The organism is Amycolatopsis sp. NPDC049159 (assembly GCF_040648295.1).
GTDB lineage: Bacteria > Actinomycetota > Actinomycetes > Mycobacteriales > Pseudonocardiaceae > Amycolatopsis > Amycolatopsis pretoriensis_A.
On the sequence record NZ_JBEZDL010000016.1, the window covers coordinates 156,551 to 171,028 of the forward strand.

At 70.7% G+C, this 14,478-nt stretch carries 16 protein-coding genes and 1 tRNA gene; 9 read left to right on the plus strand and 8 right to left on the minus strand.

Translation table 11 applies throughout. The features are described 5' to 3' along the window. Window positions 1-104 precede the first annotated feature (104 nt). From AB0B33_RS28360 to AB0B33_RS28370, 3 genes are all read left to right on the plus strand, one after another. The gene (locus AB0B33_RS28360; protein WP_247018234.1) at window positions 105-824 is read left to right on the plus strand and encodes a DUF2786 domain-containing protein; all 720 of its coding nucleotides are present in this window, start codon (window positions 105-107) and stop codon (window positions 822-824) included. 53 nt (window positions 825-877) lie between these two features. After that, window positions 878-1,615: a Long-chain-fatty-acid--CoA ligase gene (locus AB0B33_RS28365; protein ID WP_360777219.1), complete on the plus strand. Its 738-nt coding sequence runs from the start codon at window positions 878-880 to the stop codon at window positions 1,613-1,615. Between the two features lie 99 nt (window positions 1,616-1,714). Beyond that, a complete protein-coding gene (locus tag AB0B33_RS28370) occupies window positions 1,715-2,623 on the plus strand; it encodes a DMT family transporter (RefSeq protein ID WP_360777221.1) in 909 nt (302 codons plus the stop codon). Here the strand turns inward: AB0B33_RS28370 and AB0B33_RS28375 are convergent. After that, window positions 2,566-4,689 (minus strand): EAL domain-containing protein, encoded by a 2,124-nt coding sequence (locus AB0B33_RS28375; RefSeq protein WP_360777223.1) that lies wholly within the window; start codon window positions 4,687-4,689, stop codon window positions 2,566-2,568. The genes AB0B33_RS28370 and AB0B33_RS28375 overlap by 58 nt on opposite strands. A gap of 13 nt (window positions 4,690-4,702) precedes the next feature. Next, a complete protein-coding gene (locus AB0B33_RS28380; protein ID WP_360777361.1) occupies window positions 4,703-5,467 on the minus strand; it encodes an SAM-dependent methyltransferase in 765 nt (254 codons plus the stop codon). Window positions 5,468-5,699: 232 nt separating this feature from the next. Here AB0B33_RS28380 and AB0B33_RS28385 point away from each other — a divergent pair, with 232 nt between their 5' ends. Both AB0B33_RS28385 and AB0B33_RS28390 read left to right on the plus strand, forming a co-directional pair. Then, window positions 5,700-7,001: a cytochrome P450 gene (locus AB0B33_RS28385; RefSeq protein WP_360777225.1), complete on the plus strand. Its 1,302-nt coding sequence runs from the start codon at window positions 5,700-5,702 to the stop codon at window positions 6,999-7,001. 54 nt (window positions 7,002-7,055) lie between these two features. After that, a complete protein-coding gene (locus tag AB0B33_RS28390) occupies window positions 7,056-7,997 on the plus strand; it encodes an alpha/beta hydrolase (RefSeq protein ID WP_360777227.1) in 942 nt (313 codons plus the stop codon). Window positions 7,998-8,075: 78 nt separating this feature from the next. On the opposite strand, the gene AB0B33_RS28395 is transcribed toward AB0B33_RS28390, so the two are convergent. The 5 genes from AB0B33_RS28395 to AB0B33_RS28415 all read right to left on the minus strand — a co-directional run bounded on the left by AB0B33_RS28395 (window position 8,076) and on the right by AB0B33_RS28415 (window position 12,052). Beyond that, window positions 8,076-8,148, minus strand: a tRNA-Ala gene (locus tag AB0B33_RS28395). 54 nt (window positions 8,149-8,202) lie between these two features. Then, a complete protein-coding gene (glpR, locus tag AB0B33_RS28400) occupies window positions 8,203-9,042 on the minus strand; it encodes a gephyrin-like molybdotransferase receptor GlpR (RefSeq protein ID WP_360777229.1) in 840 nt (279 codons plus the stop codon). A gap of 162 nt (window positions 9,043-9,204) precedes the next feature. Then, complete coding sequence (locus AB0B33_RS28405) at window positions 9,205-9,873, minus strand: GNAT family protein (RefSeq protein WP_360777231.1); 669 nt, start codon at window positions 9,871-9,873, stop codon at window positions 9,205-9,207. Beyond that, window positions 9,873-11,150: a gephyrin-like molybdotransferase Glp gene (gene glp / locus AB0B33_RS28410; RefSeq protein ID WP_247018206.1), complete on the minus strand. Its 1,278-nt coding sequence runs from the start codon at window positions 11,148-11,150 to the stop codon at window positions 9,873-9,875. Before glp ends, AB0B33_RS28405 begins: the two co-directional genes overlap by 1 nt. Then, the gene (locus AB0B33_RS28415; protein WP_247018204.1) at window positions 11,147-12,052 is read right to left on the minus strand and encodes a UTP--glucose-1-phosphate uridylyltransferase; all 906 of its coding nucleotides are present in this window, start codon (window positions 12,050-12,052) and stop codon (window positions 11,147-11,149) included. The genes glp and AB0B33_RS28415 overlap by 4 nt, the downstream gene beginning before the upstream one ends. Before the next feature lie 24 nt (window positions 12,053-12,076). On the opposite strand from AB0B33_RS28415, the gene AB0B33_RS28420 reads away from it, so the two are divergent. The 4 genes from AB0B33_RS28420 (at window position 12,077) to mscL (ending at window position 14,268) form a co-directional block, all read left to right on the plus strand. Further along, on the plus strand, window positions 12,077-12,667 hold the full coding sequence (locus AB0B33_RS28420) for a 5-formyltetrahydrofolate cyclo-ligase (protein ID WP_360777233.1): 591 nt from the start codon (window positions 12,077-12,079) through the stop codon (window positions 12,665-12,667). Window positions 12,668-12,753: 86 nt separating this feature from the next. Continuing rightward, window positions 12,754-13,065 (plus strand): FmdB family zinc ribbon protein, encoded by a 312-nt coding sequence (locus AB0B33_RS28425; protein ID WP_247018200.1) that lies wholly within the window; start codon window positions 12,754-12,756, stop codon window positions 13,063-13,065. Between the two features lie 131 nt (window positions 13,066-13,196). Beyond that, window positions 13,197-13,823, plus strand: a complete 627-nt coding sequence (locus tag AB0B33_RS28430; protein ID WP_360777235.1) for an SAF domain-containing protein — start codon at window positions 13,197-13,199, stop codon at window positions 13,821-13,823. Between the two features lie 31 nt (window positions 13,824-13,854). After that, the gene (mscL, locus tag AB0B33_RS28435; protein WP_086678717.1) at window positions 13,855-14,268 is read left to right on the plus strand and encodes a large-conductance mechanosensitive channel protein MscL; all 414 of its coding nucleotides are present in this window, start codon (window positions 13,855-13,857) and stop codon (window positions 14,266-14,268) included. 6 nt (window positions 14,269-14,274) lie between these two features. On the opposite strand, the gene AB0B33_RS28440 is transcribed toward mscL, so the two are convergent. Beyond that, complete coding sequence (locus tag AB0B33_RS28440; protein ID WP_247018196.1) at window positions 14,275-14,448, minus strand: hypothetical protein; 174 nt, start codon at window positions 14,446-14,448, stop codon at window positions 14,275-14,277. Window positions 14,449-14,478: the final 30 nt, after the last annotated feature.

A 14,478-nucleotide genomic window follows, 5' to 3' on the forward strand; every position in this document is an offset into this window, starting at 1 on the left:
TCACCGCCGTACGCCACCCTGCGCCGCCTCCCCATCCCGGGCGGTCCGCGACACGCTGTGACCCGGTGCACGCGCCCGAACACCTGATCGAATACCCTCCCACCATGACCGAGTCAGACCCGCAGCTCGAGCGCATCCGCAAGCTGCTGGCGAAGGCCGAGGACCCGGCGGTCACCGAGGCGGAAGCCGAGGCGTACAACCGGAAGGCCGCCGAGCTGGTCGCGCGGTACGGGATCGACCAGGCGATGCTCGCCGCGTCCGGTGCCACCGCCGACGAGATCGGCACGCTCAAGATCCCGATGAACGACCCGTACAGCCGGGACAAGGCGAGCCTGCTCACCTCGGTCGCGTACCCGCTGCGCTGCCGGACGCTGCTGCACCGCTACGGCCAGAAGGTCGAGAGCGTCACGGTGTTCGGCTACCACTCCGACCTCGGCCGCGTGGAGCTGCTGTTCACCAGCCTCCTGCTGCAGGCGAGCACCCAGCTCACCCGCGTCCGGCCGGACGGCTTCTTCCCCGGCGAGTCGCTGGCCGCCTACCGCCGCACGTGGCTGCACGGCTTCGCGCGCGCGGTCCACGAGCGGCTCACCCACGCCGAATCGGAAGCCGTCCGCACGGCGGTCCCCGGCGAGCGGTCGGCGGAGCTGGTCGTCCGCGACCGCGCGCAGATGGTGCAGCACGCGTTCGACTCCCAGTACGGCGACCTGCGCTCGGCCGCGCCCCGGCGGCTGTCCGGCAGCGGCTACCTCGACGGCCACGACGCCGGCACGAAGGCGAACCTCGACCCGTCGGCGTTGACCCGGCGGCAGAAGGCGTTGCGCTGACCGTCGCCCGGATGCCGCTATCCCGGCGGTGATCTTTCCGTTTCACTGGGCCCATGCGCGTTGTCGATCTCGCCGAGCGCCCCGACCTGCTCGACGCCGCCCTGAACCTCGGCGACGTCGGCGGCCAGTTCATCTACCAGGGCGCGAGCGGCCGGATGATCACCGGCGAGCGGTTCCTGCGCCTGTGGCCGCGGTACTTCCTGATCGCGTTGGACAACGACGGCACACCGATGGCCCGCGCCCTTTCGGTCCCCTTGGCCTACCCGGCCCCGGACCGCACGGAGCTGCCGGACCACGGCTGGGACCAGGCGATCGAGTGGGCCGCCCAGGACGTGCTGGACGGCCGCGAGCCGAACGCGTTGTGCGCGCTGGAAGTCGTGATCGCCCCGCACCTGCGCGGCACCGGCCTGTCGGCGCCGATGCTCAAGGCGTTGAAGGCGAGGGCCGCGGAAACGGGGCTGCGCAAGCTGATCGTGTCGGTGCGCCCGATCGGCAAGGAGGCCGAACCCGGCGTCCCGATGCCGGAGTACGCGGCGCGGCGCCGTCCCGACGGCCTGCTCGCCGACCGCTGGCTGCGCACCCACGAACGCCTCGGCGCGCGCGTGGTGAAGGTCTGCCCGTTCGCGGTCACCCTGGCCGGCTCGCTGGCCGACTGGCGCGCCTGGACGGGCGTGAAACTCCAGGAGGGCGAGAACTTCATCCCGGGCGGCATCGCCCCGGTGTTCGCATCGATCGCCCACGACACGGCGACGTACGTCGAGCCGAACGTGTGGCTGGAACACCCGATGTGATTTCGGGGATCACCCGCGCCCAACGCTGTAGCATCCCTTAACGATCCGTCCAGGACTTTTCACTTGTCCTGACGGTTCCGCTTCGGCACCGTGGAGCACGTGACTGGTTGGGTGCGCATCGCGGTACTGGCTCTGCTGTGGGGCTCGGGGTTCCTCTGGATCAAGCTGGCGTTGACCGGGTTGAGCCCCGTCCACCTCACGTTGATCCGCTGCGCGCTCGGCGCGCTGACGCTGCTGGCGCTGGCTTTCGCGGCCCGCCAGCGGCTTCCGCGCGACCGCGGCACGTGGGGACGGCTGATCGTCGCCGCCTTCTTCTGCAACGCGCTGCCGTTCGCGCTGTTCGGCATCGGGGAACGCACGGTGGACTCCGGCGTCGCCGGGGTCATGAACGCCACGACCCCGTTGTGGTCGCTCCTGATCGGCGTCGCGCTGGGCACGGAACGACGGCTCGGCCCGGCGCGCCTGCTCGGGCTGGCCCTGGGTTTCGCCGGCGTCGTGGTGATCTTCGCGCCGTGGGACCAGGAGGGCCTGCTGAGCACGGGCGCCCTCGCCCTGCTCGCGGCCGGCCTCAGCTACGCGATCGCGTTCGCTTACATGGCACGGAAACTCCCGCAGAACGGCGCCCCGCTCGCGCTCTCGGCCGCCCAGCTGACGACGGCCACCGCGTTGACGGCGCTCGCCCTGCCGGTCGCCGGGACCGCGCCGGAGGTGAACCTCACGGCGCTCGCCGCGGTCACGATCCTCGGCGTCTTCGGCACCGGGATCACGTTCTACCTCAACTACCGCGTGATCGCGGACGAAGGCCCGACCGCCGCCGCCACGGTCGGCTACCTGCTCCCGGTCGTGTCGATCGGCCTCGGCACGCTCTTCCTCGGCGAACCGCTGACCCCGCGGGTGGTCGGTGGCATGGTGATCGTCCTCTTCGCCGTCGGCCTCACCCGGTGGCGGGCTCAGGTGCCGGCGAACTGCCCGGCGAGCTCGGCGGCCGGTTCGGCGACCCCGAAGTAGTCGCCCGTCGCCAGCTCGGCGCCGGCCGAGTGCCACCAGCTCGCCTGGTCCTCGGTGTGGATGCCGTCGACGACGAGCGTCGCGCCGACCTGGCGGACCAGCGGCACCAGCGCGCCGAGGAACGTCGAGTCCGACCACGCCTGCCATTCGGCGAGCCGCCGGTCGACGCGCACGATGTCGACCGGCAGGTCCTGCACGGCCCGCAGGTCGTCGGGCCCGAGCCCGAAGTCGTCGAGCATCACGTGCACGCCGAGGTCGGCGAGCGCGGTGACGTTCTCGATCACCCCCGACACCGGCAGCGCGCCCACCGGCACGCCGAGCATCAGCTGCTCCGGCGGCAGGCCGGTGTCGGCCAGCAGCCGCGTCACGCGTGTGCCGAGCGCGTCGTCCGACACCTGGTGCCCGGTCAGGCCGGCGACCATCGGCAGCCCGAACCCCGCGCGCTGCCGCCACCACTCGCCCTGGCGGCCCGCCGCGTGCAGCATCCAGTCGCCGAGCGGCAGCACCAGCCCGGTCGACTCGGCGAGCTCCGCGCACTGTTCGTGCGCCGGCACCGGTTCCGCCGGCCGGTCCCAGTGCAGGCGGGCCTCGACACCGGCCACCCCGCCGTCGGCCAGCCGCGCCATCGGCCGGTACCGGACGCTGATCTCGCCGTGCTCCCAGGCCCCGGCCATGCCGACGGCCAGCTTCTGCGTCCGCCGGTCTTCGGCGTCGGCCTCCCGGTCGAACATCTTCCACTGGCCGCGCCGCCGCGCCTTGGCCCGCCGGAGCGTCTGGTCCGCCGCGCGCAGCAGCTCCACCGGGTCGATGCCCTTCGACGGCCGGTGCACCACGCCCGCGCTGGCCGACAGCGCGAGCCCGTGCCCGTCGACGAAGAACGGCTCGGCGAGCTCGTCGTTGATGGCGCGCACGATCGTGCCGATGTCCGGTGTCGTCGCCGTGTTCTCGACCAGGATGCCGAACTCGTCGCTGTGGAACCGCGCGATCATCGCGTTCTCCCCGGCCATCACCGCCTTCAGCCGCTGCGCGAAGTGCATCAGCAGCTGCTCGCCGATCCGGCGGCCGAGGCTGTTGCAGACCATCCCGAACGCGTCGAGGTCGACGTGGAACAGCGTCACGCCGTACACCGGGTCGGCGCGCCGCAGCGCCGTCTCCAGGTGGGTGCCGAAGTACTGCCGGTTCGGCAGCCCGGTGAGGACGTCGTGGAGGGCCTGGCGGCTCAGTTCCCCTTGCAGCAGCATCAGTTCGGTGCCGTCCTCGACCACGACGACGAAGTGCCCCGGCCGGTCCTCGGCGTCGCGCAGCAGGGACGCGGTGAGCGAGATGCGGGCGACGTCGCCGTCCTTGCGCAGCAGCCGTTGCGACTGCCGGACCCGCTCCTTGCCGCTCTCGAGCAGCGCCACCATCGCCTCGCGCAGGACGCCGACGGTTTCGGGGTGGACGACGTCGTACAGCACGGACCCGGTCAGCTCGCCGGGCTGGTGCCCGAGCATCTCGGCCAGCGCCGCGTTCGCACGCACGATCCGGCCGTCCAGGGCGACCAGCGCGATGCCGCTCGCCGACGAGGTCACCACCTCTTCGAAGCGCCTTTCGCTTTCCTTGAGGTGCCACTGGGCGTCCCGCACCGCCTTGAGCAGCGAGAGGTGCATGATCTCCTGCTGGTCGAGGACGCTGCGCTCGTGCGCGAGCAGGAACCCGCACGAGAGCGCGCCCAGCGTCAGCGCGATCCGTTCGGCCAAGCGGTCCACCGCCTGGAGTTCAGGCAGGCCGGGCAGGCCCTTCGCGAGGACGTCGAGCGTGCACCGCAGCCCGGGCTCGCCGACGTAGCCGAGGCCGACCAGCCGCCCGCCGATCCGCTCGGCGGGCGCGGTGTCCGCGGTCGTGGCGCGCAGGCAGTCGCACAACGTGCCGAGCACGCCGCGCAGCTCGGCGTCGAGTTCTTCGCGGCTCAGCGAAACGACGGTGACGCCGCTGAGCAGGTACGCCCATTTCCGGGCGAGCAGGGACCGCCCGCGGTCCGGGTCGGGAACCGCGGGCCGGTCCGGCTGGGAGTCGAGCATCGGCATGGAACGCGTCCGATCAGTTCTTCCGGCCGATTCCGGCGTAGACCAGCATGTTCATCTCGGCGGCGGCGGAGATGTCCGCCGGCCCGGCCGGCCGCCATTCCCCGCAGCCGACCAATCCGGGTTCGACGATTTCGAAACCCGCGAAGAGCTCGGAGACTTCGGCGTGCGTCCGCAGGTTCACTTGATCGGGGCTCCGGCTTTCCTTGATCGCCTCCGTCGCCTCTCCGAGGTTTTCGCCCTGGTGATCACCGGTGACGTGGGTGATGGCGAGAAAACTGCCGGGCGCGAGCACCGCGCCGTAGCGCGCGAGGAGTTCGAGCGGGCCGGATTCGTCGGGAACCCAGTGCAGCATCAAGAGCATCAGCAGCCCGATCGGTTTTTCGAAATCGAGCAGAGCACGCACCTGTGGCGCATCGAAAATTTTCTCCGGATCTCGCATGTCTGCGTGTACTATCGCTGCACGATCGTTGCCGACGAGCATCAATTCGCTGTGCGCGACCGCCACCGGGTCGCGGTCGACGTACACCACGCGGCAGTCCGGGTCCTGCGCCTGCGCGACTTCGTGCACGTTCGCCACGGTCGGGATCCCCGAGCCGATGTCGAGGAACTGCCGGATCCCTTGCGCCGTCATGAACCGCACCGCGCGCCCGAGGAACGCGCGATTCACGCGCGCGGCGTCCCGCAGGCCGGGCATCGCGCGTTCGATCTGCTCGCCCACCGCGCGATCGACGGCGAAGTGGTGCCCGCCGCCCAACATGAAGTCGTACGTGCGCGCCATGCTCGGCACGGAGATATCGACACCCGGCGGTACCCATTCCGGTGATCGGGTCACGAAGAACACCTTCTCAGTCTGTCGGCCGGAAAGAGCTTAGCGATTTCTGCGGATTCGTCCACTGCGCCATATGCGTGAGCCCGCGCCACCCGATCGGGCACTGTACCGTTCGACCGGACGCGCCTACCGTAGGCCGTCTCCTTGGGAAATCCACACAATGGCGCAACGAGGAGTCCACATGACCGTCCCGGTCGCCCCGGGCCGGTGGCCTTTTCTCGGGCACACCCCGGCACTGCTGAGGCAACGCTTCGCATTCACCAGTTCATTGCACGAGCGCGGCGAGATCGTGAAACTCTACCTCGGTCCGGCCCCCACCTACTTCGTCACGAGCCCGCGGCTGGCACACGAAGTGCTGGTCACGGCCGGTCCGAAGTTCCGCAAGGGCGCCATGTTCGACAAGTTCCGGCCGTTCGTCGGAAATGGCTTGGTGCTTTCGAACGGTGACTTCCACCGGCACCAGCGACGGCTGATGCAGCCGGCGTTCCACCGCGACCGCTTGATCGCCTACACGGAGATCATGCGGCGCGCGGCGGCCGATCTCGCCGATTCCTGGCGGGCCGGCGAAGTCCGGAAGATCGACGAGGACATGCAGCGCGTCGCGGTGACGATCGTCGGCGAGGCGCTGTTCTCCACGGAACTGGGAAAAGAGGCGATCGCCGAGGCGCGGAGATCCATTTACCTGATCATCCAGCAGGGAATGATTCGCGCGTTGTCGCCGAAGTTCGTCGAAAAGCTGCCGGTTCCCGGGAACCGCCGGTTCGACGAAGCGATCACGCGGATGCAGGCGATCGTGCTGGCGGTGATCCGCGAGTGGCGGACCGAGGGCACCGACCACGGCGACCTGCTGTCGACGTTGCTGCTGGCCGGCATGACCGACGAGCAGGCGCGGGACGAGGTGCTCACGCTGCTCACCGCGGGCATCGAGACGAGCGCGCTGGCGCTGGCCTGGACGTTCCACGAGCTCGGCAGGCACCCCGAAGTGGAGGCGCGGGTGCACGCGGAGCTCGACGAGGTGCTGGGCGGCCGACCGGTGACCGCCGAGAACCTCGGGCAGCTGACCTACCTCCGCCAGGTGGTCGACGAGGTGCTGCGCCTGTACCCGCTGTGGATGCTGATGCGCCGCACCCTCGAGGAGGTCGACCTCGGCGACGTCCGGCTCCCGGAAGGCGCCGAGGTGATCGTCAGCCCCCACGCCCTGCACCACGACCCGGCGTCGTTCCCCGACCCGGCCCGCTTCGACCCCGGCCGCTGGGCCCCGGAACGCACCGCCGAACTGCCGAAGGGCGCGTTCATCCCGTTCGGCGCGGGCAATCGCCAGTGCATCGGAAACCGCTTCGCCCAGAACGAAATCGTCATCACGGTGGCCACGGTGGCCGCGCACTGGCGGCTGGTCCCGCTCCCGAACCACCCCGTGCGCGTCAAGTTCACCTCGGCCGCCTACCCGGACAGCCTGCCGATGACGGCTGTCCCCCGTCACTAGCTGGAGGTCGTACCCCCCGTGCTCCGCTTACGTGTTTGTGCTGCGGTTTTCCTGATGATGACTCTCCTCCCGGCCCCCGCCCGAGCGGCCACGACGACGTGCGAGGACCTGAACGTCCCGGTGACGGTGGCCCTCCTCCCCCAGACGATGCACGGCCGCCTGTGCACCCCACCGGGCGCGACGACGGTGGTGGTCCTGATCCCGGGCGGTACGTACAACGCGTCCTATTGGGACATCGGCTACACCCCGGAGACCCGTTCGTTCCGCCTGGCGATGAACAACGCGGGCGTCGCGACCCTGGCTCTGGACCGCCTAGGCACGGGAGCGAGTTCGAAGCCCCTGAGCGCCCTCCTGAGCGCGACGGTCCAGGCAACGGCGGCCCACCAGGTGATCCAGTCGGTGCGCCCCCGCTTCCCGAAGGTGATCATCGGCGGCCACTCGATCGGCTCGGCGATGGCCATGATCGAGGCCGGCCGCTACCACGATGTGGACGGCGTCCTGGTGACGGGAATGACCCACCGGATGAACCTGATCACGGTGATCCCGGTGCTGGCCAACATGATCCCGGCCCCATTGGACCCGGCGGTCCCGGGCCGCGACGCGGCCTACCTGACGACGAGCCCCGGCACCCGCTACACGGCCTTCCACACCCCAGGCCCCCTCGACCCGGCGGCCATCGCGTACGACGAGTCCACAAAGGACGTGTTCGCGACGACGGAGGCGGTGGACAGCCTGACGCTGACGACGGTGGTGACACCGGCTTCACAGCAGATCACGGTCCCGGTGCTGCTGGTGGTGGGCAACGACCCCCACTTCTGCGGAACCCTGGGCAGCGACTGCACATCCCCGGAAGCGCTGAGGGCATCGGAAGCCCCCTACTTCGGCGGCCCCCTGCAGACGTACATCCTGAACGGCTACGGCCACGCGATCAACTACGCCCCCAACGCCCCGACGTACTTCGGTGTGGTGACGAGCTGGCTGAAGACGCTGTCATGACGACGTCGGGCGGGTTGTGCGACTCCGAAGTCGCACACAAAAAGGCCCGCACCTGTGAGGTGCGGGCCTTTCAGATTGTGGAGCTGAGGGGAATCGAACCCCTGACCTTCTCGATGCGAACGAGACGCGCTACCAACTGCGCTACAGCCCCTTGGTTGTGCTCGTAGAGCTTAGCAGTGCCCCACGAGCACCCCACGCAGGGGGGTCACTCTCCCACCGCACGCCGATAAGGCCCGGTCCCAGGCTCATCGAGCTCCTCGAACGCCGGGTCCTCATCATCGAGATCGACCACCACGGCACTACGCCGGATCCGCGACGTAGGCGAAGGACGACGCTCGACGACCTCCCGGCGAACCGGCTCGACCACCTCGACGTCCTCGGCGTGGTCCTCCTCCTCGACCGGAGCGGACTCCTCCACCGAAGCACGCCGAGGCGCACGAGTGCTGTTGAAGCGAGCGAGCCGACGCTGCCGGATCTCTTCCTCGATGCGCACCTGCCGGCGCAGGTACACGAGGTACCCGACGAGCACGACGTCGACGATCGCGTGGCCCCACCAGACCAGCGGCACGAGGAAGCCGGCGACCGCGGCCGTCGCGACCGCGATCACGAGCAGGATGACGACGACCCGCTGCCGGAAGCCGTACTTCGCCCGCGCCGCGATCTCGGCCGCTTCGGGGTCGAAGCCGCCCCGGCCCGGGCGGTAGCCCGGCCGGTCGCGTTCAGCGCGAGAGGCGCGCGACTCGCGCTTCGGCTGCGGAAGCGGCTCGGGGTCGGGCTCCGGATCCTCGAAGTCGTCCTCGAGTTCGAGGTCCGCTTCCAGCTCCGCGAGGTCGTCCTCGACCGACGGCCGGGTCTTCTCGGGACTGTCGGACATGGCGAATTCCTCCCGGTCTTCGTTGCGTCCACCACCACCACTGCGCACGACCCTGGCCGCCATCGCGGAGTCGGTCGTCCTCGCGACCTGCTGCCGCTTGCGCGCGACCATGGGCACGAGAACGACGAGCCATGCCGCGGCGAGCGCGACGATGATCACCGAGCTGGGCATCTCCCGTCACCTCCCCCGATCCTTCACCTGAAATCACGCTAGTCACAGGAGTAACAGATCGGACGGAGGCTCGCCGGGTTGGATCACGGAAATGCCTCACCGGATTAGGTGAATCTCACAGCATGTGGTAACGCGGCTACCGACCCAGGTGGGTAATCACGGTCAGGCGTAGTCGGCTCGACCCGCCGCGACCAGCCGGGACACCAGCCCGGGCCCGGTCTCTTCCCGCGTCACGGCGAAGCAGTAGTGGTCCCGCCAGGCCCCGGCGACGTCGAGGTAGCGCTCGAACAGCCCCTCCTGCCGGTACCCGGCTTTGGTGAGAACCCGCAGGCTGGCGGCGTTTTCCGGCCGCACGGTGGCCTCCAGCCGGTGCAGGCCGGCCGGGCCGAAGGCGTGGTCGGTGACGAGGGCGACGGCGGCCGTCGCGACCCCGCCGCGGACCACGTCGGACGACACCCAGTAGCCGATCCAGGCGGACCGTAGCGACGCCCGGATGACGTTACCCACAGTGATCTGTCCCGCGAGTCGCCCGTCCAGGGTGATCGTGAACGGCAGGCACTGACCACGCCGAGCGAGCGAACGCAGCGCCGCCCACTGCGATGGCCATGACCAGAAGGCGTTGCGTTCCGGCCACGGGCCGACGCCGGTCGGCTCCCACATCTCGAGGTGTGCCCGGTCCCGGAGCCGGATCCGGCTCCACTCGCCCGCGTCGCGCAGCCGGACCGGCCGGATCGCGACCACGCCGGCGGGCACCCGCAGCGGGCCGAGCCGCGCCGGCCAGCCCGGGTGCCTGCTCTCGACCGGGTAGGACACGCCGGACACGGAGTTCATCAGGCCCGTTGCGCCAGGAAGGTGACCTGGACCTGCTCGCCGGCGGCGACTTCCGTCAGCTCTTCCGGCACGTTGATCAGGCAGTTCGCCTCGGCCAGCGACGCGAGCAGGTGCGCCCCGGACTGGCCGAGCGGCTGGACCAGGTACTCGCCGTTGGCCTCGTCGCGCAGCAGCTGGCCGCGCAGGAAGCCGCGCCGGTCCTCGGTCGACGTGATCGGCGACAGCAGCCGCGCGCCGACGATCCGCCGGTGCGGGTTGCGGGTCCCGCGCGCCGCCCGGATCAGCGGTCGCACCAGCACCTCGAACACCACGAGCGCGCTCATCGGGTTGCCCGGCAGCAGGAACGTCGGCACCGAATCGGGGCCGAGCCTGCCGAACCCCTGCACCGAGCCGGGGTGCATCGCGACGCGGGTCAGGTCGATCCGGCCGAGGTCGGACAGCGCGGCGTGGACCTCGTCGCCCGTGGTGCCTCCGGCGCCGCCGGCGACCACCACGATCTCCGACATCAGGAGCCGTCCCTCGACGATCTCCCGCAGCCGCTTCGGCTCGCTGGGCACGATGCCGACCCGGCTGACCTCGGCGCCCGCGTCCCGGGCGGCCGCGGCCAGCGCGTAGGAGTTGACGTCGTAGACCTGCCCGACCGACGGCGTCCGGTCGATGTCGACCAGCTCGTCGCCGACCGACACGATCGAGACGCGCGGCCGCGGGTAGACCAGCACCTTCGCGCGGCCGACCGCGGCGAGCAGGCCGACCTGCGCCGAGCCGATGGTGTCGCCGTTGCGCACCGCGACGTCGCCGATCTGGACGTCCTCACCGGCCCGCCGCACGTACCCGGCCGAGGGCACCGAGCGGTGCACGGTGACCTTGGCCTGGTGCCCGTCGGTGTAGGCGAGCGGGACGACGGCGTCGGCGAGCGTCGGCAGCGGCGCGCCGGTGTCGACGCGCACGGCCTGGCCGGGCTGCAGGCGCCGCGGCTGGCGCGAGCCCGCCGCGATCTCCCCGACCACCGGCAGCTGCACCGGCTCCTGCCCGGCCGTGCGCACGTCGACGCTGCGCACGGCGTACCCGTCGATCGCGGCCTGGTCGAACCCGGGCAGCGCGTGCTCGGCGACGACCTCCTCGGCGCAGAGCAGGCCCTGGGCCTCGGAGATCGCCACCCGCACCGGCCGGGGCCGGACGGCGGCGTCCAGCGTCATGGAGATCTGCGCGTCGACCGAGCGGAACTCGGCCTCCTCCTCGGCCACTTCGGGCCGTGCCGCGTCGAGGGATTCCGTCATGGGCGATCTGTCCCGATCCGTTCCGTCAGCCACGCCCGTAAAGATGGACCGTACTCGGGCGTTTCAAGCGCGAAATCGACCGCGGCGCGCAGGAAACCACCCGGATTCCCCAGGTCGTGGCGTCCGCCGCGGTGGACGACGACGTGCACCGGGTGTCCTTCGGCGATCAGCAGCGCCACGGCGTCGGTCAGCTGCAGCTCGCCGCCGCTGCCCGGCGTGATCCGCTTCAGCGCGTCGAAGATCGCCCGGTCGAGCAGGTAGCGCCCGGCCGCGGCGTACGTCGACGGCGCGTCCTCCGGCTTCGGCTTCTCGACCATCCCGTGCACGCGCTTGACGTCTTCGTCGTCGGTGTCGCTGACGTCGAACACGCCGTACGGGGAGATCTCGGCCTTCGGGATGTCGAACGCGCAGAGCACGCTGCCGCCGTGTTCGGCGCGGACCGCGCTCATCCGCTCGAGCACGCCGGTCGGCAGCACGAGGTCGTCCGGGAGCAGCACGGCGACGGCCTCGTCGTCGGGCGTCAGGTTCGGCTCGGCCTGCGCGACGGCGTGGCCGAGGCCGAGGGCCTGCTCCTGGATGGCGGTCTCGACGGCGAGCAGCGCGGGCCCGCGGCGGACCTTCTCGAGCAGCTCGTCCTTGCCCTTGGCCTTGAGGTTCTCCTCCAGTTCGGGCTGCGTCTCGAAGTACTTGACGACGGCTTCCTTGCCTGGCGAAGTGACGATGACCAGGCGTTCCGCTCCGGCGGCGGCGGCCTCGGCCGCGACCAGCTCGATGCCCGGTGTGTCGACCACGGGCAGCAGTTCCTTGGGCACGGCCTTCGTCGCCGGGAGGAACCGTGTCCCGAGCCCGGCGGCAGGCACGATGGCGGTTCTGAACGTCTGGGTGGTTGCGGCGCCCGTCATGGGCGCAAAGCCTAACGTGAGGTCATGCACGCGCTGGGCAATGAGCACCTGAGCAAAGCGGAGTGGCGCGACCGGCTGAAGCGCGCACGGGCGGACCAGACCGCCGAATCGCACGCCACCGAGGCGTCGGCCCTGGTCAACGCGGTGTCGAAGGTCACATCCGGCACGGTGTGCGCGTACCTCCCGTTCGGGACCGAACCGGGCACGGCGGCGCTCGCCGACGCGCTGGCCGCCGGGGGCGCGCGCGTGCTGCTGCCGGTCATCCAGCCGGAACCCGGCCCGCTCGAGTGGGCCGAGTACACCGGCGAAGCCGATCTCGTGCCCAGCCGGTTCCGCGGGATCCGCGAACCGGGCGGAAAACGCCTGGGTGTCGAGGCCGTGCGGGCGGCGGAGCTGATCTTGGTGCCCGCACTGGCCGTGGATCGCCGGGGCGTCCGGCTCGGCCGCGGCGCCGGTCACTACGATCGTTCGCTGGTGTTCGCCGAGGCCGGCGCGACGCTGCTGGCGGTCGTCCGGGACGCGGAACTGGTCGACCGGCTGCCCGGGGAGCCCCACGACGTGCGGATGACCGGGGCCTTGACCCCGGGTCGAGGCGTGGTCGAGCTGCCGATGTGAGCAACCTGGAATTGCTTTAGGGGAATGTCTTCAAGCACAATCGGGTTGGCACTCTGGTCGGATGAGTGCCAGCAAAGGAGCCGTCAGTGCCTACGTACCAGTACGCCTGCAAAGAATGCGACCACCGGTTCGAAGCCGTGCAGTCGTTCTCGGACCCGAGCCTGACCGTTTGCCCGCAGTGCTCCGGCACGCTGCGCAAGGTCTTCAGCTCGGTCGGCGTCGTCTTCAAGGGGAGCGGGTTCTACCGCACGGACTCGCGCGACTCGGCGAAGTCGAGCACCGCCGCGACGCCGGCGAAGTCCGAGACCAAGACGGAGTCGAAGTCCGAGTCGAAGTCGGACACGAGCTCGACATCCTCCTCCTCGGGTACGACGAAAACCGCTGCCGCGGCTTCCTGAGCCACGGAGTTGTCCACAGCACCCCGGTTGTCCACAGGTGCCGGACGAGGCCCTTCCGGCGGCCCGTCCGGCTTCCCTAACGTCGATCCGGTGCGGCAAGCCGTCGCACCCGATCCGACCGAGGGGGCACCGTGGACGCACTGGCGAGGTTCCACCCACCCGACTTGTCCCGGCTGCGAGGCCGGCGGACGCGGCTGATCCGCCGCTGGCTCGCCGCCTGCCTGCTGCTGGCCGGTGCGCTGCTCTTCCTGCACCCCGGTTCCGCGCGGGGTGCGCCGACGAACCCGACCGTCGTCGCGGCGCACGACCTGCCCGCCGGCGCGGCCCTGCGTGCCGCCGACGTCCGGCTGGCCTTCCTCCCCGACGACGCCCGTCCCTCGGGCGCGCTGAGCTCCCTCGACCTCGTCGACGGGCGCTCGTCGGCGGGTGCCGTCCGCGCCGGCGAGCCGCTGACCGACGTCCGGCTGGCCCCCATCCCCGCACCGGGTGATCCGGGCACCGCGACCGTGCCGGTCCGGCTGGCCGACGCCGCCGTCGCCGAGCTGCTGACACCGGGAAGCCGCGTGGACGTCGTCGCGGCGCCGGAGCCCGGCGTACCCGCTTCCGTGCTGGCCGAGGGGGCCACGATAGTGACGATCGGGCACCAGGAGCCGTCCGCGGCGAAGGGGCCCTTGGTCTTGCTGAGGCTGCCGGAGGCGAGCGCGACGAGGGTGGCGGCGATTTCACTGGAGCGTCCGGTAACGGTTACTCTCCGCTAGCCCCCCACCAGCCCGTTCTCGAGGAGAGCAAGTGTTCAAGGGTTTCAAAGACTTCCTGATGCGCGGCAACGTCGTCGACCTCGCCGTCGCGGTGGTCATCGGCTCGGCGTTCACGGCGATCGTCACGGCGTTCACCAACGGCCTCATCAAGCCGCTGATCAGCACGATCGGCGGCACGGACGCCGCGAAGGGCCTCGGCTACCAGATCTTCGACAACAACGAGGCCACGTTCCTGGACTTCGGCGGCGTGATCAACGCGGCGATCAACTTCGTGCTGGTCGCGGCGGTGGTCTACTTCGTGATCGTGCTGCCGGTGAAGCACGTCCAGGAGCGGCGCAAGCGCGGCCAGGAGCCGGGCCCGTCCGAGCCCACCGACGTCGAGCTGCTCATCGAGATCCGCGACCTGCTGCGTGCCCAGGCCCAGCGCGACAACGGCCGCGACTGAGCCCGCTCAGCGATCGTGGTGCGGTGGCCGGTTCTCCCGGTACCAGTCGTCCGGGAGACCGGTGCGCCGCTCGGGATCGCGCTCGTCGGAAGTCGTCTCGGGCAGGACGTCCCCGAAGATCTCGTCGACCCGGCGGCGCCGCTCGCTGCTGGTCTGGGGTTCCCGCTGTTCTCCCGGCATGGCCCCAGTGTCCCACGAAGCGTTGATTGA

Excerpts from the sequence above, each read along its gene's own strand:
- AB0B33_RS28360 (WP_247018234.1), top strand. The coding sequence starts at position 105 with ATGACCGAGTCAGACCCGCAGCTCGAGCGCATCCGCAAGCTGCTGGCG.
- AB0B33_RS28365 (WP_360777219.1), top strand. The coding sequence starts at position 878 with ATGCGCGTTGTCGATCTCGCCGAGCGCCCCGACCTGCTCGACGCCGCC.
- AB0B33_RS28375 (WP_360777223.1), bottom strand. The coding sequence starts at position 4,689 with ATGCCGATGCTCGACTCCCAGCCGGACCGGCCCGCGGTTCCCGACCCG.
- AB0B33_RS28380 (WP_360777361.1), bottom strand. The coding sequence starts at position 5,467 with ATGGCGCGCACGTACGACTTCATGTTGGGCGGCGGGCACCACTTCGCC.
- AB0B33_RS28385 (WP_360777225.1), top strand. The coding sequence starts at position 5,700 with ATGACCGTCCCGGTCGCCCCGGGCCGGTGGCCTTTTCTCGGGCACACC.
- AB0B33_RS28390 (WP_360777227.1), top strand. The coding sequence starts at position 7,056 with ATGATGACTCTCCTCCCGGCCCCCGCCCGAGCGGCCACGACGACGTGC.
- glpR (WP_360777229.1), bottom strand. The coding sequence starts at position 9,042 with ATGCCCAGCTCGGTGATCATCGTCGCGCTCGCCGCGGCATGGCTCGTC.
- AB0B33_RS28405 (WP_360777231.1), bottom strand. The coding sequence starts at position 9,873 with ATGAACTCCGTGTCCGGCGTGTCCTACCCGGTCGAGAGCAGGCACCCG.
- glp (WP_247018206.1), bottom strand. The coding sequence starts at position 11,150 with ATGACGGAATCCCTCGACGCGGCACGGCCCGAAGTGGCCGAGGAGGAG.
- AB0B33_RS28415 (WP_247018204.1), bottom strand. The coding sequence starts at position 12,052 with ATGACGGGCGCCGCAACCACCCAGACGTTCAGAACCGCCATCGTGCCT.
- AB0B33_RS28420 (WP_360777233.1), top strand. The coding sequence starts at position 12,077 with ATGCACGCGCTGGGCAATGAGCACCTGAGCAAAGCGGAGTGGCGCGAC.
- AB0B33_RS28440 (WP_247018196.1), bottom strand. The coding sequence starts at position 14,448 with ATGCCGGGAGAACAGCGGGAACCCCAGACCAGCAGCGAGCGGCGCCGC.